Origin of the sequence: Paenibacillus sp. SSG-1 (genome assembly GCF_002224835.1) — a bacterium.
GTDB lineage: Bacteria > Bacillota > Bacilli > Paenibacillales > Paenibacillaceae > Paenibacillus_AQ > Paenibacillus_AQ favisporus.
The window spans coordinates 4,568,710-4,588,053 of sequence record NZ_MBRK01000001.1; the positions used below are offsets into that span (position 1 = coordinate 4,568,710).

General features: G+C 57.4%; 19 protein-coding genes and 1 riboswitch. Of the genes, 6 read left to right on the forward strand and 13 right to left on the reverse strand.

The window, feature by feature from the left end; genetic code table 11:
* Positions 1-189: 189 nt before the first annotated feature.
* From BCV73_RS21200 to BCV73_RS21210, 3 genes are read right to left on the reverse strand one after another with little or no spacing between them, the layout of a single operon-like run.
* Complete coding sequence (locus BCV73_RS21200; RefSeq protein WP_089548442.1) at positions 190-1,002, reverse strand: energy-coupling factor transporter transmembrane component T family protein; 813 nt, start codon at positions 1,000-1,002, stop codon at positions 190-192.
* On the reverse strand, positions 999-2,609 hold the full coding sequence (locus BCV73_RS21205) for an ABC transporter ATP-binding protein (protein ID WP_256992933.1): 1,611 nt from the start codon (positions 2,607-2,609) through the stop codon (positions 999-1,001). The genes BCV73_RS21200 and BCV73_RS21205 overlap by 4 nt, the downstream gene beginning before the upstream one ends.
* Positions 2,602-3,213, reverse strand: a complete 612-nt coding sequence (locus BCV73_RS21210) for an ECF transporter S component (RefSeq protein ID WP_089548443.1) — start codon at positions 3,211-3,213, stop codon at positions 2,602-2,604. Before BCV73_RS21210 ends, BCV73_RS21205 begins: the two co-directional genes overlap by 8 nt.
* 79 nt (positions 3,214-3,292) lie before the next feature.
* Positions 3,293-3,406: riboswitch (TPP riboswitch) on the reverse strand.
* A gap of 280 nt (positions 3,407-3,686) precedes the next feature.
* Here BCV73_RS21210 and asd point away from each other — a divergent pair.
* Positions 3,687-4,481, forward strand: a complete 795-nt coding sequence (gene asd, locus BCV73_RS21215; protein WP_089548444.1) for an archaetidylserine decarboxylase — start codon at positions 3,687-3,689, stop codon at positions 4,479-4,481.
* An 18-nt stretch (positions 4,482-4,499) separates the two neighbouring features.
* Here asd and BCV73_RS21220 read toward each other — a convergent pair whose 3' ends face one another.
* The 5 genes from BCV73_RS21220 to pdxR form a co-directional block, all read right to left on the reverse strand.
* Entirely contained in the window at positions 4,500-5,357 is an 858-nt protein-coding gene (locus BCV73_RS21220) for an SDR family oxidoreductase (RefSeq protein ID WP_089548445.1), read from the reverse strand.
* A gap of 25 nt (positions 5,358-5,382) precedes the next feature.
* Positions 5,383-6,378, reverse strand: a complete 996-nt coding sequence (locus BCV73_RS21225) for a phosphotransferase enzyme family protein (protein WP_179232042.1) — start codon at positions 6,376-6,378, stop codon at positions 5,383-5,385.
* 233 nt (positions 6,379-6,611) lie between these two features.
* Positions 6,612-6,734 (reverse strand): hypothetical protein, encoded by a 123-nt coding sequence (locus BCV73_RS35890; protein WP_256992934.1) that lies wholly within the window; start codon positions 6,732-6,734, stop codon positions 6,612-6,614.
* A gap of 91 nt (positions 6,735-6,825) precedes the next feature.
* Positions 6,826-7,611, reverse strand: coding sequence for an AraC family transcriptional regulator (locus tag BCV73_RS21230; protein ID WP_076174099.1), 786 nt, complete (start codon positions 7,609-7,611; stop codon positions 6,826-6,828).
* 189 nt (positions 7,612-7,800) lie between these two features.
* Positions 7,801-9,264 (reverse strand): MocR-like pyridoxine biosynthesis transcription factor PdxR, encoded by a 1,464-nt coding sequence (gene pdxR, locus BCV73_RS21235; RefSeq protein ID WP_089548447.1) that lies wholly within the window; start codon positions 9,262-9,264, stop codon positions 7,801-7,803.
* A gap of 206 nt (positions 9,265-9,470) precedes the next feature.
* Between pdxR and BCV73_RS21240 the strand changes: the two genes are divergently transcribed.
* The 3 genes from BCV73_RS21240 (at position 9,471) to BCV73_RS35460 (ending at position 11,859) form a co-directional block, all read left to right on the forward strand.
* The gene (locus BCV73_RS21240; RefSeq protein WP_089548448.1) at positions 9,471-10,124 is read left to right on the forward strand and encodes a pyridoxamine 5'-phosphate oxidase family protein; all 654 of its coding nucleotides are present in this window, start codon (positions 9,471-9,473) and stop codon (positions 10,122-10,124) included.
* A 164-nt stretch (positions 10,125-10,288) separates the two neighbouring features.
* On the forward strand, positions 10,289-11,590 hold the full coding sequence (locus tag BCV73_RS21245; protein WP_076174093.1) for an aminotransferase class I/II-fold pyridoxal phosphate-dependent enzyme: 1,302 nt from the start codon (positions 10,289-10,291) through the stop codon (positions 11,588-11,590).
* A 140-nt stretch (positions 11,591-11,730) separates the two neighbouring features.
* Positions 11,731-11,859 (forward strand): YjcZ family sporulation protein, encoded by a 129-nt coding sequence (locus tag BCV73_RS35460; RefSeq protein WP_208629380.1) that lies wholly within the window; start codon positions 11,731-11,733, stop codon positions 11,857-11,859.
* Positions 11,860-11,968: 109 nt separating this feature from the next.
* Here BCV73_RS35460 and BCV73_RS21250 read toward each other — a convergent pair whose 3' ends face one another.
* The 5 genes from BCV73_RS21250 to BCV73_RS21270 all read right to left on the reverse strand — a co-directional run bounded on the left by BCV73_RS21250 (position 11,969) and on the right by BCV73_RS21270 (position 17,092).
* On the reverse strand, positions 11,969-13,195 hold the full coding sequence (locus BCV73_RS21250) for an ABC transporter permease (RefSeq protein WP_076174445.1): 1,227 nt from the start codon (positions 13,193-13,195) through the stop codon (positions 11,969-11,971).
* 3 nt (positions 13,196-13,198) lie between these two features.
* Positions 13,199-13,945, reverse strand: a complete 747-nt coding sequence (locus tag BCV73_RS21255; protein WP_076174092.1) for an ABC transporter ATP-binding protein — start codon at positions 13,943-13,945, stop codon at positions 13,199-13,201.
* A gap of 91 nt (positions 13,946-14,036) precedes the next feature.
* Positions 14,037-15,503: a DEAD/DEAH box helicase gene (locus tag BCV73_RS21260; RefSeq protein ID WP_089548449.1), complete on the reverse strand. Its 1,467-nt coding sequence runs from the start codon at positions 15,501-15,503 to the stop codon at positions 14,037-14,039.
* A gap of 162 nt (positions 15,504-15,665) precedes the next feature.
* Positions 15,666-16,439 carry an SDR family NAD(P)-dependent oxidoreductase gene (locus BCV73_RS21265; RefSeq protein ID WP_089548450.1) on the reverse strand — a complete coding sequence of 258 codons (774 nt, stop codon included), beginning with the start codon at positions 16,437-16,439 and terminating at the stop codon, positions 15,666-15,668.
* Between the two features lie 194 nt (positions 16,440-16,633).
* Positions 16,634-17,092, reverse strand: a complete 459-nt coding sequence (locus BCV73_RS21270; RefSeq protein WP_076174086.1) for a chemotaxis protein CheX — start codon at positions 17,090-17,092, stop codon at positions 16,634-16,636.
* A 384-nt stretch (positions 17,093-17,476) separates the two neighbouring features.
* Between BCV73_RS21270 and BCV73_RS21275 the strand changes: the two genes are divergently transcribed.
* Entirely contained in the window at positions 17,477-18,379 is a 903-nt protein-coding gene (locus BCV73_RS21275) for a LysR family transcriptional regulator (RefSeq protein WP_076174084.1), read from the forward strand.
* 51 nt (positions 18,380-18,430) lie between these two features.
* Complete coding sequence (locus tag BCV73_RS21280) at positions 18,431-19,240, forward strand: histidinol-phosphatase (protein WP_089548451.1); 810 nt, start codon at positions 18,431-18,433, stop codon at positions 19,238-19,240.
* The last annotated feature ends 104 nt before the right edge of the window (positions 19,241-19,344 follow it).

The following is a 19,344-nucleotide window of genomic DNA, read 5'->3' on the forward strand; positions in this document are numbered from 1 at the left end:
ACGGATCCCGGGTTAGTCTGCCATAAATTGTGCGCAACCTCCGGAAATCCGATAAAGCAGGTAAAAACGCAGAACGGGAAACCGGGAAAACAACGGATGCCGGACAAAAAGATGCTTAAACGAAAGACCGAAAATGCGTCATGCTGCTTTTTCGGTCTGTTCTGCATCGGCTAATAGTTATCATACGGCTTAACCTTGTCCATGGTACCTGACATCTTCGATGCCGAACCAGGGAACGGCAGCGGCCGCATAGTACGCAGCCGCTAGGGCAATGACGAACATGAGAATTGCCAGCCCGTCATACCTGCTGAAAGCCGACGGATAATAGTACGTTCTGCGCCCCGACCCGCTGAACTGCTTCGCTTCCATCGCCACGGCAACGCGGTGCGCCCGGCGGATGCTCTGCGACAGCAGCGGCACCGCATACAGCCGGACATGCTGAAGGAGGCCACTCGGCCCCCGGCCTGTCCGTACGCCGCGGATCCGCAGCGCCTGCCTGCGGATGAGAAACTCCTCCCATACGATGGACAGCAGCCGGATCGACGCCATGAAGCTGTATGCGAATTTGGGGGGAAGGCGAAAATTTTGCATCAGCGAATAGAACAGCTTGACGGACGGCGTGGTCATGACGAAGAGCAGTCCTTCTGCCGCAAAGGCAATCGCCCGGAATCCCAGGTGCAGCCCGCGGTAGAAGCTTTCCTCGGATACGCGGAACAGCCCCCACTGCCACCAGACGTGATCCCCTTTCCCGAAAAGGATCATCGTCAGGGATGAAGAGACGAATACGAGGCTGAAGGAGAGAACGAGCAGCCCCACCTTCCATGCCGGATAACCGCTGAGCAGAAACAGGAGGGCGATGTAGACCGCTGCCTGATAGACGGCAAAATCAATGCTTCGCGTCTGAATCGTAACGATAAACAACATGATCAGCACGGCGAGCTTCAGCGAGGGATTCGCCCGGTGCAGCCAGGTATGACGGCTCGGAGTCAAAAACCGGTTCATCCGCTCACCTCCTCCTGCGCATCCGAAGCTGCGCCTTCTCCCTCAAGCCTCCGCCTCCCGGACTTTATCGCCATCAGGCTTCCGCCTTGGATTTCCCATACCTGGGTAGCGGCCAGCTCAGCGATTTCTCGCTCATGCGTCACCATAACGATCGCCGTGCCGCTGCGGCGAAGCGCTTCGCAGTATTCCAGGATGGCAAAGGCGTTGCGGGCATCCTGCCCGAACGTCGGTTCATCCAGCAGCAGCACCGCCTGGCGGCGGACCGCCGCGGTGGCAACGCTCAGCCTGCGTTTCTGTCCGGTCGAGAGCTGATACGGATGCCGGTTCTCCAAGCCGTGCAAATGAAACGTCTTCAGGCAGTCTTCGGCTTTACGCTCCACCTCAGCCCGCGACATGCCGCCCTGCATGTGAAGGGAAAAGGCCGTCTCCTCCAGTACTGTCTGGGCCACAAACTGAAACTCCGGGTTCTGAAACACGAACCCGATCCGGTCCGAAGGGCAGGTCCGCTTCCTGCCCCTTCCCTGCAGCAGCCTGCCTTCCAGCACGTAGCTGCCGGCGGTCGGAAGAAGCTGCATCAGGCTCAGCAGCAAGGAGCTTTTTCCCGCCCCGTTAGGACCGACAACGGCGACAAAATCGCCGGCATATACCTCCGCCTCTTCCACCATAATCGCCGGCGCATCTCCGCGGAGACCGACAAACCCCCGCAAGGAGAGGACCGGCGCCGCCAAGTCCGCACCTTGCTGCGGGGATTGCACCAGGCCGCTGTTCCATGTATCCCGGTGACGGATATAATCCTCCCAAACGCCGGGATACCAAATGCCATTTTCCTGAAGGGTCCGGCGGTACGCCGTGAAGATTTCGGACGGCTTGCCGTCGGCCAGAATGCTTCCGTCCGGCGCGAACAGAACGATCCGGTCGACCCAGTTCACGATTTCTTCGATCCGGTGCTCGACGATCAGCACGGTCCGTCCGGCCGATACACCGCGAACCGCCTCCCAAATTTGCTGTCTCCCCTCGGGGTCCAGCAGCGCCGAGGGCTCATCCAGCAGGAGCACTTCCGGTTCCAGCAGAAGGACCGAAGCGAGCGCGAGCCGCTGCTTCATCCCCAGGGACAGCCGTTCAATCGGAGTGTGCAGCTCTTCGAGGTCCAGGCCGACCCGTCCGAGCGCCTCCCGCATCCGCGGCACCATATCCTCCCTGGCTACTTGGCGGTTCTCCAGCACAAACGCCAGCTCCTCATCGACATACGGCATGCAGAACTGAGTATCCGGGTCCTGAAATACATACCCGCACGAGCGGGGCTTCCGAATGTCCGCATATTTGAGCGGAACGTCAATGACCGCCGGAATCAACCCGCCGAGCACCTGCAGCAGCGTCGATTTCCCGCATCCGCTTGGGCCGAGCAGAAGCACCTTTTCCCCGGCCGGCACGGACAGGGAAACATCCTTGAACACGAACGCCTTCTCACCCGGAAACTTCAGGCGCAGGTCCGTTACCGAAACGGCAATTTGCCCGCTCCCTTGATCCGTCCTTTGATCCGCTCCTTGACCCGTCTCATGCACCGCCGAATGCTGCATCGTCGCGATACCCCGGTTAGTCTCAGTCATGATCGAGCGCTTCATAATCCTTGGCTGTCACCGGCCGGAGCAGCTGGGTTACTCCGGTTGCTTCCAAAGCTTTGGTCAGGGCATACGCGAGGTACCCTGCGAGTACCGCCGAGCTGATTAACCGCATCACGTACTTCAACACAATCATCCATGTCGTATAGTCCGTGACGTAGCCGTAGTACACATCCACCAGGAATGATCCCAATCCCGAAGCCATGCCGGCCAGCGCTGCTACCCCCATAGAGAATTTGCGGTAACGGAACAGGGCGAAGATCAGCTCCGCGGCTAGACCTTGCGCCACGCCGTAAATCGCCAGCTGAAGGCCCCATTCACTGCCGAACAGAATTTCTACGTGAGCCGCGGCAACCTCGGCCAGGAGGGCTACGCCGGGCTTGCGGATCAGAAGCGCGGCAAGCGTCGAAGCGAGGAACCACATGCCGTACATCAGCTCATCCGCTTGGAAAAACAACGGCTTGAACAAGTCGTTCACCGAACCCCAAAAATGGTACACCACCCCGATCACGAGGGAGAGCAGAATCGTCACGAGCAGGTCGCTGAGCTTGAGCCCCTTCGGCCGATCCATCTGCATCGTACTGCTGTTCATTTGACAACATCCTTTCTTTTTCCAAAATTGGGCAATAAAAAAACCCCCTGGATAAGCGAGGGAGATCGTCAAATAAGCCCATAAAAGGACTTGAATTCTCTACGCTGGCATTATCCAGATCAGATTCCCGGTCAGCAGCGGTTCATTAGCTGCACTCTCAGCCCGATTCGCTCGAGCTCCCGTATTCCCATATGTACACAGATGAACGCAAGGCGCGGCATCGCCGCCTCCTGGTCCCGGAGCCATCGCCGTCCAAAGCGATAGATGCTTGGGTTCGATTCCGTGTAACAGGCACCTCGCCGCGATGAGTCGACGTCGGGCCCGTATTGATTCCAAAATACATGATCCTCGAAGGATTGGCAATACCATTTTTCTCCGGGGCGGTTTTCAGGATTTGTTGCATATTGATTTGGTAGCCGTTCTATGTCAATATATTCAGAGTGCTACAGGCACGTATGGAAGGGAGATTAGGCATGACAAAGAAATTACTGCGGCTCATGACAGAGCTCTCCTCGCGAAAGTGGCTCTCTTCCATGATGGGACGCTTCTCGCACAGCCGACTCAGCAGAGGGATCATCCCTACGTTTATCAAAAGCTATCAGATCCCGGCGCATGAAGCGGAGAAAGAAATCTATGAATACCGCACGCTCAACGAATTTTTTTCGCGGCGGCTGAAGCCCGGCATGCGTCCAATTCACGAAGGCGAGCACGTACTCACGAGCCCCGTCGACGCCAAGATCACCGCAATGGGTGAAATCACCTCAGGCACGATTCTGAACGTGAAAGGGCAGGATTATTCGGTGGCGGAGCTGCTTAATTTCTCTCCCCACCTGGAGTTATATAAACATGGCTATGTCTTTGTGCTGTACCTCAGCCCTACCGACTATCACCGGATCCACTCTCCAATCACAGGCGTGAAAGTGGAGAGCGAGCATATCAAGGGCCGGTGCTACCCGGTCAATGATTTTGGCATGACCCAGATGAAATCCGTGCTGTGCCGCAATGAGAGGCTGATAACGTATATCAAGGGAGCCCTGGGAGAAGTCGCGGTCGTCAAAGTCGGCGCCATGAATGTCAGCAGCATCCGCTACGACGACGAAACCGCCAATTCCTGGCGTAACGGCGACCCGCTCGCCTATTTTGAGTTCGGTTCGACCGTCGTGCTGCTGATCCAGGACGGCGCATTCACCCCGCGGACAGACCTCCGGACCGGAGATCATGTCCGCATGGGCCAGCTGCTCGGTCAGCTGCACCCGCATAAAGGCTGAACCGGAAGCGAATCCGGCTCAGCCTTTTTTGCTTAGGAGCGCGAGCATAATCCGCTGAAACCACCGGCCCGGAAGCAGCTGCTTGGCCTTCATCGTCCAGCGTGTGCCGGCAGGCAGCGCATAACGGAATGCCGGCTTGTTCATACGTGCGATTCTCGCGATCAGCCGGGCCACATCGGCCGGATCGCCGCGCTGGCCGGCGTTGTCACGGGAAAAGGCCATCACCTGGCTCAGCATCCGCTCGTAGGGTGACCGCTCGGCGGCGCTCATCTGCGCAAATCCTTTGTCCCAAATGGCCGTTCCGTACGAACCCGGCTCCACCACAACGACATCGACGCCGAATGGCCGCATTTCCAGGGCAAGGCATTCGCTAAATCCCTCCACAGCAAACTTCGACGAGACATAGGGGCCAAAACCGGGAAATCCGACAGCCCCGCTGACGCTGCTGATCTGAATGATTGTTCCCTGATGTGCCTCCCTCATCGCGGGAAGAACAGCCTGGGTGACCGCAACCATCCCGAAGAAATTCGTTTCCAGCTGCGCCTTCCACACGTCCATCGGAATCTCCTCGATCATTCCTCCGTATGCGGTACCTGCATTGTTCACAAGCACGTCAATGCGTCGGTGGGATTTCAGGATGCCCGATACCGCCTCAAGCACCTGTCCCCCGTCCGTCACATCCAGCCTAACCACGTGAATATGCTGTATTACCCCCGCCGTCTGCGCAGCGTCCATCAGCTCCCCGCTCGCTTCCGGCCTTCGCATGCCGGCAAAAACCGTGTATCCGGAGGCGGCCAGCTCCACGCTGGCCAGCAGCCCGAAGCCGCTGGAACCGCCCGTGACCAGCGCGACCGGCCGCTCATCATGTCCTCCCAATTGCGCTCCACTCCCCGTTCAGATGTTATTTCGCCGGAAACAAAAACGGCTCTTCCGCCAAGTAGCTGCGGATCGCGGACAGAATATACCCCTTCTGTTCCTTCAGCGACGGAATTTCCTGCGGGTTGCCGGCGTGAAACGCCTGATTCTCCAGGACCGCCTGCAGGAAAAAGGTTTCCAGCATGGACACGCTCTCCTTCGGAAGAAGTCGCATGCTTTCGTACCCGTCCAGCAGCATGCTTCGCTGTGCCGGGTACAGACCGATGAGCGCCTGCGCCAAGTCGTATGCATAATAACCGAACCCGCAGCGGCCAAAATCGATCGGGCAAGGTTCCCCGTCCGTGAATACAACGTTCCCTTCGTGGAGATCCGCATGGATCATACCGTACCGGGAAGGGCCCGGAGGCCATGCGGCGATCCGCCCTCTGATGAGGTCCGCCGCCTGTACATAAAGCGCCCATTCATCGGAACTCAGAAAGGCGCGGTGCCGCCGTTCCAGCCGCTGCATATCTTCTGTCAGGCTCGCAGCCCCCCATTCGGGTCTGACGAACCCTTCCGGCGGAACAAAGCTCTGCGCAGCCTGATGGAGCCTGGCCATAAGCACGCCCATCCGGTACACCTGCCTGTCATCGAGGCCGCCCTCCGCCTGCTCCCCTTCGATCCAGCGCAGCAGCGTCACCGGCCAGCCCTGGCTTCGGTCCGCCTCGCAGATCGCCACGGTATTCCCTTCCTGGTCCGCTACGCCTTCCGGAACCGGCAGGCCTTGGGAAGAAAGCCAATTCAGCCACATCATTTCCGAACGGATGGCCGGTACGTCGGCCGACACCGGATGGATCCGCAGCAAAAATTTGCCGCCGGACCGCGCGCTCACCCGGTACGTAATATGGTCTGAAATTTGAATAAATTCCGCTTGCTCCTCCTTAATGCCAAACTTCTCCAGTGCGGACATCAGCACCTGCTCCGCCTGAACCAGCAGGAGGCGCAGGCTGTCCTCCGAATTTGCTCCGAATGCTTCATTCATTTCGCTATCCTCCATCCTCTGCTTAACACCTTGCTCCCACAGCATACCATAAGCCGGCAGGCCAGGGGAGGGCGCAACCGCGAACCGTATTCTCCGCGTAATCGGTACTACTGACCATTTCAATCTAATGATGCGCGCACAAAAAAGCAGCGGCGGGCTGGCATCCCGCGCTGCTCTTAGACATCATTTATATCAGGTGTGATGAAGTTCATAAAAAAGGTTAACGAGTGGGGTTAAAACCATACGTCGCTCATGATGCTGACCGGTCTGAACCGGCGCATCCGGTTACGGCCGTTCCCCCGCGCCGCCGCAGCTGCGGCATACCCGTCACGCCTGCGAATCCGCCGTCTGCTCATCCGACTCTTTCCTCCCTTCGTTTATTCGGTGCATTTGCAAGCATGAAGCTTATTACCCGAAAGGGGAAGACCGCGAAACAGCAGGAAACAATTACCGGATTTCGGACGGATTCTTGCCCGTATACTGCTTGAATTGCCGGCTGAAGAAAAAAATGTCGCGGTATCCGAGCGCATCGGCCACCTCCGTGACGTTCATACCGGCATGCAGGAGCAGATGCTGCGCCCGGTCGATCCGCGTCCGGATAATGTAAGATTGAACAGGTGAGCCGATCAGCTCCTTGAATTTGATCGAGAAATACCGCGGCGACAACCCGGCGCGGGCGGCCAGATCCTCGACCCGGTGCGGTAAGCCGGGATGCTGCTGAATGTAATTGGCGATCTCGTGGATCACCTCGGTCAGCTGGTTGCTGACCTTCTTCTCCTCCGGCTGCTGCCGGTCGTGCCGGAGCAGATGGATCATCAGCTGCTTCAGGATGAGCTGCCCCTCTTCCTGGGCGGCGAAGGTGTTCACAAGAAACAGCCTGACGTAACGGGCAAGCATGTATTCAAAGTCAACGGTTTCCGTCAGCTTCCGGTACGGCAGCGGAATATCCGTCACAGGCTCGGACACCCGAAAATGGCTGTAAGTCAGAACGAGCGGCTTCTGCGGATTGTGCGTGGCGCTCGTGTGGTCTCCGGGCCTGAACAGGAAGCAGCTCCCCTTGCCGACCTCATACGGTTCGTCATTCCGGATGACGGTCCCTTCCCCGCTCCATACGTAAAATAAATCGTAATTTTCCAGCGCCTTCTCGCGCTTCTGCCATTTCCAGCCGGGCTCGCACACAATTTTGGCGAGGGACGGCAATATTTCAAAAGATGACGGCGATGCGTGCAGCATGTCGTCATTCCCCCCTATATCATAGACTCATATCTTTCCTCCCTATGATACTATTTCGGCGCGGTTTTTGCACATCCGGCCCATCCCCCTGGGATTCCGACGGGTTTACGCCCCTGTAGGCCTGTCCAAAATCGCGCCTTCTCCCAATGCCGTAAATAACCGCACACAATCTACAGGATCTGCCTTCGACTATTCGTTCATACGATGCCGGATATCCTCCCATGCCGCAGCCAGCCGGTCAACCCCCTCCTCCAGCTGCCGCTCATCCCATCGGGCATAGCTGAAAAAGGCGGCCGGCGGTCCCGGCTGGATCCTGTAGCCGGACGCGTCCCTGAACGTTACGCCACGAGCCGCTGCTGCGGCTGTAAAGGCTGCAAAAGCTTCCGGCGGTTGCAACCAATAGGCATACACATGCAGGCCGGAATCTCCCGGCATCAGTGAGAACAGATGCCCCGCCTTCTCCCGCATCCGGGTGCAGAAACGGCGATGGCGGGCACCATAGATCCGCGTAAGCCGGCGGAGATGCCGGCCATAATCGCCGCGGGCCATAAACCGGGCAAGCGCCCGCTGCTCGAGCAGCCCTGTCGTCAGCGGCTCGTACAGCGTTTTGGCCCGCAGCACCGCATCCACGAGCGATTGGGGGACGATGGCGTAACCCAGGCGCAGCCCGGCAAACATCGTCTTCGAGAAGGAGCCGATATAAATGACCCGATCCCGCGTATCCAGCGTCTTTAGCGGCTCGATCGGCCTGCCGCCGAAGCGGAACTCGCTGTCGTAATCGTCCTCCAGGATGACCGCCTCGTGCCGCTCCGCCCAGTCCAGCAGCTGCCGGCGCCGCTCCAGCGTCAGGACGGCGCCGGTCGGGTACTGGCGGCTCGGCGTCACCAGTACAAGGCGGGCGTCCCAATCGGACAGACGGATGCCGTGGACATCGACCTCAGCCGGAATCACTTCCGCTCCGCAGGCAGCCGCCGCCCGGATGATTCCCGAATAGCACGGATCTTCAAGCACGGCCGCCTCGCCTTCATTCAGCAGCAGCTGAAAGAGAAGGGTAATACCCTGCATTGATCCGCTGAAGAGCACGATTTGCTCCGGATCGGTATGAATTCCCCGCGTGACGCGCAGATGGGCGGCGAGCGCCTGCCGGAGGCCAAGGTCCCCGGCGGGATCAGCGCCGCGCTGCATATCCTCTCCGCCCCGGCCTCCTGCATAGGCCATGGCGCTGCGCCACTCCGCATAGGGAAACAGCTCCATGCTCATCCCGCCTCCCCCCAAGTCGATGCCGGCGGGAGCCTTGCCGTCGCCGGATCTCGAGATTGGCGGGGGCTCTAGCAGCCGCTCTCCCCAGCGGGATAGGGCAAGCGGTGCGGCAGCCGCATCCCCCCCTGCTGTTGGCGCAGGTCCCGCTTGAGCCACGAAGGTCCCCCGGCCCACTTCACTGTGGACATAGCCTTCCGACACCAGCATATCGTAACCTAAGGCGGCCGATCCTCTCGACAAGCCGTATTGATCCGCCAGCTCGCGGGTCGAAGGCAGCTTCGTTCCTCCAGGCAGCCTCCCCTCCATAATGGCGTCCCTCAAAGCGTGATACAGCGCCAGGTATTTGTAGCGGTGTTTCTCAATATAAGTTTCCAGATGCAGGGATATCTCCATGCCGTCCTCCCTTCCATTGCTGCGGAACCAGATGCAACAAACGTATTTTTCCTCCCGTGACCCCTTATCGTCTCAATCGCCAGCAAAATGGACTATAAAAAATACTCTAAATTGGACCTTTTTCCTTGTCAATATTCCCGTTATGCTGTTGTCACCGCAGCGATAACCGCCGATCGGCAAGCGATGCATCAAGGAGGAGAAAACCAATGAGAAGAAATGAATTTGAAGTGACGCGTGAGGAAGAAATCGAGGCGTTTTTGTCGGAGATGAGCTTTGGCTTCCTGGGAACCCTCGGAGAAGACGGACATCCCCGGGTGACCCCGATTAACTATGTGTATCATCAAGGCATGTTCTACATGCATGGCAGCCGTTTCGGCGAAAAAATGGACCACCTCGCCGCCAATCCCGCGGTGAACTTCAGCGTCGCGGAGGAATATGCGATCATTCCTTCCTACTTCACCGACCCTCTGATGGCCTGCCCCGCCACTTCGTATTTCAAGAGCGTGACCGCATCGGGACGGGTCGAAATCGTACAGGACCTGGAAGAGAAAGCAGCCGCCTTTACCCTGTTTATGAACAAGCTCCAGCCCGAGGGCGGATACGCCCCCATTGACGCGGCCAATCCCAAATACGCTTCCAGGCTGCGCGGGGTCGCCGTTCTGCGGATCGTTCCCGACCGAATTACTGCGAAGTTCAAGTTTGGGCAAAATTTGACGGAGGACAAAAGGGAACAGGTGCTGCAGGGGCTGGACGCCAGAGGCCGCGGCAAGGACCGGGAGACGATGGAGCTGATTCGCAGCAGCGCTTGCCCTCATATGCAGCAAACCTTGGCCCCGGATCCTTATTCCGAAGAAGAGTAAGCGGCATGATTCACCAAGCGCCTTAGAGAGCCTTTTTCACAGCACAACCATCCTTTTCCTTTTTCCGTGACGGCTCTCATCGCAGGTGATATAATGTTAGGCAGTTAAAATGGCATATACCTTGCAAAAGCCTATCATTACACAGATTTGGAAGGATGGAAACCATGTTAAACCCACTCGCTGCACAGTTGAACGAAAGTTTGAAAGCCGGCAACGCGCATGTGTACGAAATGTTGTCCAAGCTCGGCCAGGAAATCTATTTTCCGAAGGAAGGCATCCTGAGCCAATCCGCGGAAGCGACCAGCCATGCCAAAAAATATAACGCAACGATCGGCATTGCGACCGAACAGGGCATCCCGATGCATCTGGCTGCTATCCAGGAGAAGCTGTCCGCATTCGCGCCGAAGGACCTGTACCCATACGCACCGCCCGCAGGCAAACCCGACTTGCGCGCTGCCTGGCTGGCAAAAATGATCGAAGAAAACCCGTCGCTCGCGGGCAAAACGGTCAGCAGCCCGATTGTGACAAACGCCCTGACCCACGGGCTTAGTATCGTGGCCGATCTGTTCGTGGACGAAGGGGACGCCGTGATTTATCCGGACAAAAACTGGGAGAACTACGAGCTGACCTTCGGCATCCGCCGCCATGGCGAACTGGTCAATTATCCGCTGTTCACCGGGGACATGACCTTCAACAGCGACGGACTTCGCGAAGCCCTGCTGGCCCAGAAGGACAAAGGCAAAGCCGTCGTGCTGCTCAACTTCCCGAACAATCCGACGGGCTACACGCCGGGTCCGGCGGAAGGCGAAGCCATCGTCGCTGCCATCAAGGAAGCCGCCGAAGCCGGCATCAATGTCGTGGCGGTTACGGACGATGCCTATTTCGGCCTTTTCTTTGAGGACTCCCTCAAAGAGTCGCTGTTCGGCAAATTGGCGGATATCCATCCGCGCGTACTGGCCGTTAAAGTCGACGGTGCCACCAAAGAGGAGTTCGTCTGGGGATTCCGCGTCGGCTTCATCACCTACGCTTCCCAAGATACCAACGTGCTCGCCGCCCTCGAGCAAAAGACACTTGGCATCATTCGCGCGACGATTTCCAGCGGCCCCCATCCTTCCCAGACCTTCGTGCTGGACGCGCTGAAGTCGCCTGATTTCGCGGCTCAGAAAGAAGAGAAATTCCACATCATGAAAGGCCGAGCCAACAAAGTGAAATCGCTGCTGGACAGCGGCAAGTACGGTGATGTGTGGGAGTACTATCCGTTTAATTCGGGATATTTCATGTGCCTGAAGCTGAAAGGCGTGTCGGCCGAGGAGCTGCGCAGCCACTTGATCCACCAATACGGAGTCGGCACGATCGCTCTCGGCGAGCATGACCTGCGCATCGCGTTTTCCTGCATCGACGAGGAATATCTCGAAGACCTGTTCGATTTGATCTATCAGGGCGTTCAGGATCTGCAGCGGAAATAAGCACGGAAGTACCATTTAGCGGGCAACCATCAACAACCTATTTTTTTAGGAAAGAACGGGTGATTGCCCAAGCACAGCAGCCCCCCTAGACATAGGATACGGTGTAACGAAAAACAAACCACTGTAAAGGGGAATGCACAATGAGCGAAGAAGTAAGAGGCGGATATGGATACGGATATGGACATTGCCACGGATTGTTTGGCAACACAGGCGCTATCCTGGTTCTCTTCATCCTCTTGGTTATCATCACTCGTTCTTTCTGGTTATAATCGAAAAAGTAAACAGGCAAATCGCATCCAAGCCGACTGCTGAGCTCTCGGCAGTTTGGACGGATGCACCAAAAGACCGGGAGCCTATTCCCGGTCTTTTTTCGCTTGTCTATTCATCGTCATCGTCATCATCATCACTCTTGCCCTTCCGGGACTGAAAATAACGGAACAGCACGCTGATCACGACCCCGCCAAGCAGCGTCAGCAGCATCGGTCCGATTCGGCCGCTCCCCGCACCCAGCATGGGCAGCCAGATCAATACAGCTACAACCAGCTGAATTTGAAAAGCCAGGTTAACGGCGTTCTGCTTGCGCGATGCTGGCGGCACCGGATAAATGTGCAGCCAGAAGGATTCCTGGTGGTAGCGCAGCAGCGAGGACAGCTGAACGCCGATCACGAATACGAAAAACAGGTAAATCCCGCTGCCGAGCAGCCCTTGCCGGGTCCACCAAACGAGGAGCGCTGCGAGGATGCCTGCCCGGATCACGATGCTGAATACATCACTGCGGACAAAGCTCTTCGTAATTAAATAGCGGTACGCTGCCTCCGGCTTCCAGGGAACCCGGTTCCCCGCCCAGGACATCCACCTGCGCGGATAGACGCGCTGCTGCCTGCCTGGAACGTTCACGAACCAGCCGAGGATCTGCATAACGCGGGCGCTGTGCGTTTTCTCCACGGCAATCAGCCGCTCCCAGGCCACCAAGTGCTTGGCCGGAATGCGCAGGGCGGCGATATAGGTCAGCGCCAGCAGCACGATAAACAGAAGGCTCCGCCACTCCGGCTGCCACAGCCAGGCGGCAACCGCAAGGATCAGCACGACGTAACGCAGCAGACGGTAACCTGCCGATGCCCGGCGGGAAACCATCCGCAGCTCCTTCCAACAGCCGTAGGCAGCCAGAATCTTCAAGGCAAACAGGAGGAGCAGGAACGGCCAGAAGGACTTGGGATCCGCATCACTGCGTACATACAGCGGCCAGGACAGGATGAAGACCAGGGCAAGGCCGATAAGTTTATAAACGACGCCGCTGGTCCAGCCTGCCTTGAAATAATCGTTCATCCTGGACTCCTGCGGCAGCAGAAACACCGTGTCCGCCGGCTGCAAGTACGTCCGGAAGCTGCTGTTTACCGTCAGCGGCACGAACAGGATCAGCATAATCCAGCGAATCGGCAGCCCGGCTGGAATATGCTGAACGAGCGACGTGTACCACGCCGCAAAAGCAATCAGCATAAACAGCAGCAGCACGGCCACACCGCTTTGGATCACGTAGCCGAGATAAGGGGTGACCTCCCCCCAGAAGCGGCCGCGCCGCTCCATCCGAAGTTTTTTCAAGTCCATCATTCAATCCCTGCCCTGCACGAGAGTATAGAACAGCTCCTCCAGCGGCAGTCCCGGTCTGCCGGCCTGCGCGGCGATGTCCTCCAGCGTCCCCTGCGCGATCACGCGTCCCTGGTGGAGAACGATAAAGCGGTCACAGTAATTCTCGATCGTCGATAAAATATGGGAACTCAGCAGGATCGACGACCCGCCTTCTTTGAGCTCGACCATAAAATCAAGAAGGGAGCGGATGCCGAGCGGATCCAGGCCAAGGAACGGCTCGTCGATAATGTACAGGGAAGGCCGGGCCACAAACGCGCACATGATCATGACTTTCTGCCGCATCCCCTTGGATAAGTGCGTGGACAAGCTGTCCATCTTGTCCTGCATCCGAAAGATGCGTGACAACCGGTCCGCCCGCTCTTCGTAGTCCTGGCGGTCAACGCCGTACGCTCTTGCGGTAAACTCCAAATGCTCCCTGACGGTCATCTCGTCATAGAGCAGCGGAGATTCCGGAACGAAGGCAAGCGCCCCGTGGTAGGTCCCGGCGTCTTCCTCCCGCTTCTTGCCCTTCACGCGGATGTCACCCTTTTGCGGATGCATTAATCCGAGAATATGCTTCATTGTCGTGCTTTTGCCGGCCCCGTTCAATCCGATCAGGCCGACCATCTCGCCGGACCCGACCTGAAACGAAATATCGTGCAGCACTGGGCGGTTCAGGCTGTAACCACCGATGAGGCCTTGAATATCCAGCACAGCCGTATCACTCATCAACTCTTCACCTCATTCAATTCCCGGGCGGAACAGCCAGGGGCGTGTCCGCACGGGAGAATCCATCCGTACTTGCCTCCCCGTTCGCCGATTAAGCCCGGGGAGGTTTATTTTTCAACCATTTCGGGGCGCCCTTGTTCTTGCGGATACGCTCCCGTTCGCTTTGGCTCTGGCGGGCCGCCGGTTTGCCGCCCTTGAAAGGCTCACCGCCCTGCCGGGTCGTATCCCGGCCGTCGCGGCGTCCGCTGCTGCCTTCCCGCGGTTCGCCCGGGCTGGATGGGCCGCTGGCGCTCCCCTTAGCCGGCTTCAAGTCTCCTTGCCGGCTGCCGCGCACTTCCGCCATGCCTGCCTGGCTCCCGGATGGCCGAACCTGGCGCTGATGGGGCTGGCCTGACGGCTCCCCCTTCCGGGCTGCAAACTGCTCCGGCGTCAGCACTTTGCCGCCGTACAGCACGCGCGGCTCGAGAGAGATGCCGAGCTCTCCTGCAAACTTCCGCATAATAAAGGTCTGGCGGTCCGTCACAATCGAGATGACGCGCCCGCTGCGCCCCATCCGGCCCGTCCGTCCGGCACGGTGCACATAGTGCTCGGCGTCAGGCGCCGGGTCGAAGTTGATGACGAGCTCGAGCCCTTCGATATCGAGCCCGCGCGCCGCCACGTCGCTTGCCACGAGCACTTTGAACCTGCCGTGGCGGAAGCCGCCCAGCACCCGGCTGCGCGCCAGTTTGTCCGCGTCTCCGTACAATCCCTCCGCCGCGATGCCCAAATGGGTCAGCTTCGCCTCCACCTCGGCGATCGATTCGGTCTGATTGACGAAGACGATCGCCCGCTGCGGGTTGTACTGGCGGATAAGGCGCCGCAGCATGTCGACCCGGTCGCGTTCCTCGGCCACCACATACAAATGCTCCAGCCCCGGCGCGGTCGTCTGGTCCGGGTCGATGCCGATTTCGACCGGGCTGCGCATCTCCCGTTTGACCAGCGCCGCCGTGCTCTCGCTGACCGTGGCCGACAGGAATACCAGCTGCCGGTCACGCAGTGCGCTGCTCAATATCCGGTCGACGTCGCCGGCACCGCCGAGCTGAAATACCTGGTCGACCTCGTCCACCACGATGGTCGAGACGTGATGCATCTTCAGCTTGCGCATCTCGATCAGCTCGCGGACTCTGCCGGGAGTTCCGACCACAAGCTGGGGATGCAGCCGCAGCTTCTCCACCTGGCGTTTGACCGCGGCCCCGCCGATCAGCCCAAGCACACCGATGCCGCGGGCTTCCCCGTATTTTTCGCCTTCGCGTACAATCTGCATCGCCAGTTCCTGGGTCGGCGCAAGAATAAGCTTCTGGGTCGCCTTCAGCTCCGGATCGATGGTCTGCAGTACGGGCAGAAGGTAGGCCAGCGTTTTGCCGGTTCCCGTCTGCGAGCGGGCGAGCACATCCGCTCCGCGCAGCACCGCAGGAATGGCCTGCGCCTGGACCGGCGAAGGCTCCGTTATGCCGTACTCGGCCAGCTTGTCTATCCATACTCGGTCAATACCTGTTGCTTCAAAAGAAGTCGGGTTCATGAAATCGTTCATCCTTTATGTTTAAGTCATTCTTTATCATTATATGCCAAAAGCGCCATCCCACCAAATGCAAGTATAGGACTCACCGCAAAATTCTGCAGGCGTAAAAAATAAGCCGGCCCCTCATGGGAGCCAGCTTATTTATAGAGATCAGAAGGCGTATCACTTCCGGTTCATGATCCGGTAGGTCAGCCGGTCCGCCAGTCTAGGAAACATCTGGTACAGGCGCATGGCGACCGCCGCTTTCCCCGGCAGGTTCATTTCTTCCTTCCCGGTATGCATCACCTTGACGATTTTGCGGGCTACATGTTCCGGCGTCATCATCAGCCATTTCACGTTGCTGATATATCCACCCGACGGATCTGCAATGTCAAAAAACGGCGTATCGATCGGACCTGGATTGATCGTCGACACCCGAATGCCCGATTCCCGCAACTCCTGCCGGAGAGCGTTGCTGAAGCCGAGAACGGCATGCTTCGTGGCCGTGTACGCCGTGGATTTGGCCGTTCCGATTTTCCCCGCCATCGACGCCACATTGATGATATGTCCCGCTTCGCGCTGGAGCATTGACGGCAGCACCGCCTTGGTGCACCGGACCGTGCCCATATAGTTGACGTCCATCATCTGTCCGAACTCTTGGGCAGGCATGTCCATAATCGTCTCAAACTTGCCGTAGCCCGCATTGTTCAGCAAAATGTCAATATGGCCGTACTTATGTATAATGTCTTGCATCGTGGTGCTCACCTGGTCCTCCCGGGTCACATCCATGGCCCGCAATTCAAAGGATCCCGTCATGCCTTCAGCTGCTTCCTGCAAGCGCTGCTCCGACCTGGCGGTCAGCACCGTCACCGCGCCTTCCGCTGCGGCCAGCTTCGCCGTCAAGGCCCCGATCCCGCTCGACGCCCCGGTGATCACGACGACTTTGTCCTTTAACATGGCTTCTCGTCCTCCTATAGGAAAGCAAGCCGGAACACCCCGAATCAGCGCAGCAGCGCCGTCCAGAGTTTGTTCCCGCCCTTTCCCACTTCTGTAGGATAACGTCGCCCGCATGCTCACAGCGGACCAGCATCATGCCCAGGGATCAGCAAACGTAACGCTTGTGCTTCCTGCCGTTATTCCTTGCTGATATTTTAAGATATCATGACCTGAATATCCAGTTCGCCGATTCCGTCCATAAGCAGCGGAATGCTGAGCGCCTTTTGCGGAAGGAACGACTCGATGTGCTCGCTCTTCATCACTCTCGGAGGCGTAATGTCGACCGTGACCCCTTGGTTGGACAAAATCGTGCTGGCATTGCCGCTGATCATATTACCAAGTTCGGATATGGCGCTCTGGCCCATTTCGTCCATTTCCGTAAGAATGTAACCGCCCATCATCACGGACACCATCCGCAGCGCTACATGCTCTTGAATTCCGAACACGATGTTGCCGGTAAGCTGTCCTGTCATCCCGATTTGAATCCAGATGTGATCCTCGATGATCTCCATATTCTTCACCCCGAGGCTGCCTGTAGAAGGGGTAACCTGAATCACTTGTTCAATGACGGTCCGGGCGGACTCCAGAAAAGGATTAATGACTTCAGCCTTCATATGTAATTACTGCCCCTTTCACAACGGGTTGGGACATGTCCCAAAAGTCCCATTACCATTGGAATAATTATACTTTAAACCCTGGAATAAATCACGAAAAATTCATGAAACGTCTTCAATCCAGGGTATAAATACCCTTATATATCCACCGGCTTTCCTATTTAAGAAAGAAAACCGGGATGATTCCCTTTATCTATATCGGTACTTCCGGAGCAATTTTGAAGACCGTGGCGAATTTTGTAGATTGCTTTTTCCAAAAATAAAACGAATCACCGGCTGCCCCGCCCGCGTTGCCCTGACTTCCGGAATCCCATATAATGAAAGGATACACTTGTTCGAACTGATCTGCTTGACGGCAGGCATCAACGCCGAAGGAGGAAATGCATGAACATTAGCCAATTGGAGACCCTGATTACCATCTCGAAAACCATGAGCTTCCGCAAAGCCGGAGAACTGCTCAACTTAACCCAGCCGGCTGTGTCTGCCCAGATCAAAAGTCTGGAGGACGAGTTCAAGACGGTGCTCGTGGACCGGAATCAGCCCGTCACGCTGACCGACCGCGGAGAAGTGTTTCTCAGCCATGCCGAACGGATTCTAGCGATTGTGGAAGAGCTGAAAGAGCGCCTGTACGACCTGGATCAAACACCGCAGGGACACATCGTGCTCGGAACCACCACTTCGATAGCCATACAAATTTTACCCAGAGTCCTTTCTTACTTCCAGAACCAGTTTCCACTCATCAAAACCTCCATCATGTCCATGGCTTCATCCCAGATTTACACCAGCGTGGAGAACGGACAGATCGATGTGGGCCTGGGTTATCTGATCGAGCGCAACCCCAATTTGATGACGTCGGTTCTGTACTATGACACGTTCGAGCTGATCGTCTCCCCGCGCCATCCGCTTGCCCGGAAGACGGCCGTCACGATCGATGTCCTCCGGGAAACGCCCCTCATCCTGCTGTCACCCGATACGGTGGGCAGACGGTTTGCCGATGATATTTTAAAAAAGCACGGAATCGAGCCCAATGTCGTCATGGAATTGTCCAGCAGTGAAGAAATCAAGCGGATGGTCGAAATCGACCTCGGCGCGGCGATCATGTCCAAACAGTCGGTCGCGAGCGAGCTCCGCCTCGGCACACTGAAGATCATACCGCTGACCGAACTGGAAGTGAGCCATCCCGTCGGCGTCATTTACAAGTCCGGCAAATACCTGAACTCGGCCATGCAGCAGTTTCTGAGCGACCTGAAAGGCATGCCGGAAACGAACTTCATCAGCTCGGAGTAACCCCGCCGCAGACCTTTGATTCCAACGATTATTGACAAGGAGGAGTACGATATGAAATTCGATCTGCATACCCATCACTTCCGCTGCGGGCACGCCGACGGCAATATCCGGGATTACGTGGAAGCGGCGCTGGAGGCCGGACTTCAAGTCATCGGCATTTCGGACCACACCCCCTATTTTGGCGAGAAAGAGGACCGGGCGTTTCCGCGCATCGCCATGGGCAAATCGGAGCTTCAGCATTATGTGCGGGAAGTGCTTGATTTGAAAAAGGAATACGAGGGGCGCATCGACGTGCTGCTCGGCATCGAATCCGACTTTTTTCCGGAGCATGCCGAAACATACAGGAAGTTTCTTGCCGATGTTCCGTTTGACTACATCATCGGCTCGGTACATAGCGTGGGCGGCGTCAGCATCTTTAACAAAAACCGCTGGAAGGGGCTGTCCGAACAGGAGCGCATCCGCGTCAAGGAGGAGTATTACCGGCTGATCCAGGACTCCGCCCGAAGCGGCATGTTCCAAATCCTTGGGCATATTGACGCGATGAAAGGCAACTTCCCGGCCTTCTCCGACATTCCCGCCGATGAGATCATTGACGAAACGCTGCAGACCATTGCCGAGTGCGGAATCGCGATCGAAATCAATACATCGGGCAAAACGAAGCTCAGCGGCGGCTGGTACCCGGCGGACGCCATCCTTGAGCGGGCGCTCCACTTCGGCGTGGACGTCACTTTCGGCTCGGACGCTCATGTTCCTGGAAGGGTTGGAGACGAGCGGGACGAAGTAGCCCGGCGCCTGAAGGACATCGGATTCCGGGAATGGGTGTATTTCAAGGGCAAAGACAAAAAGGCGGTTCCCCTCTGAGGGAGCCTCTTTTTTTGGGCAAAAAAAATGAACCCGCACGATCCGGGTCCCAGAACATCATTTATATTTTCAAAAAGGGGGTCATGTGAATAAGTTTACCCGGT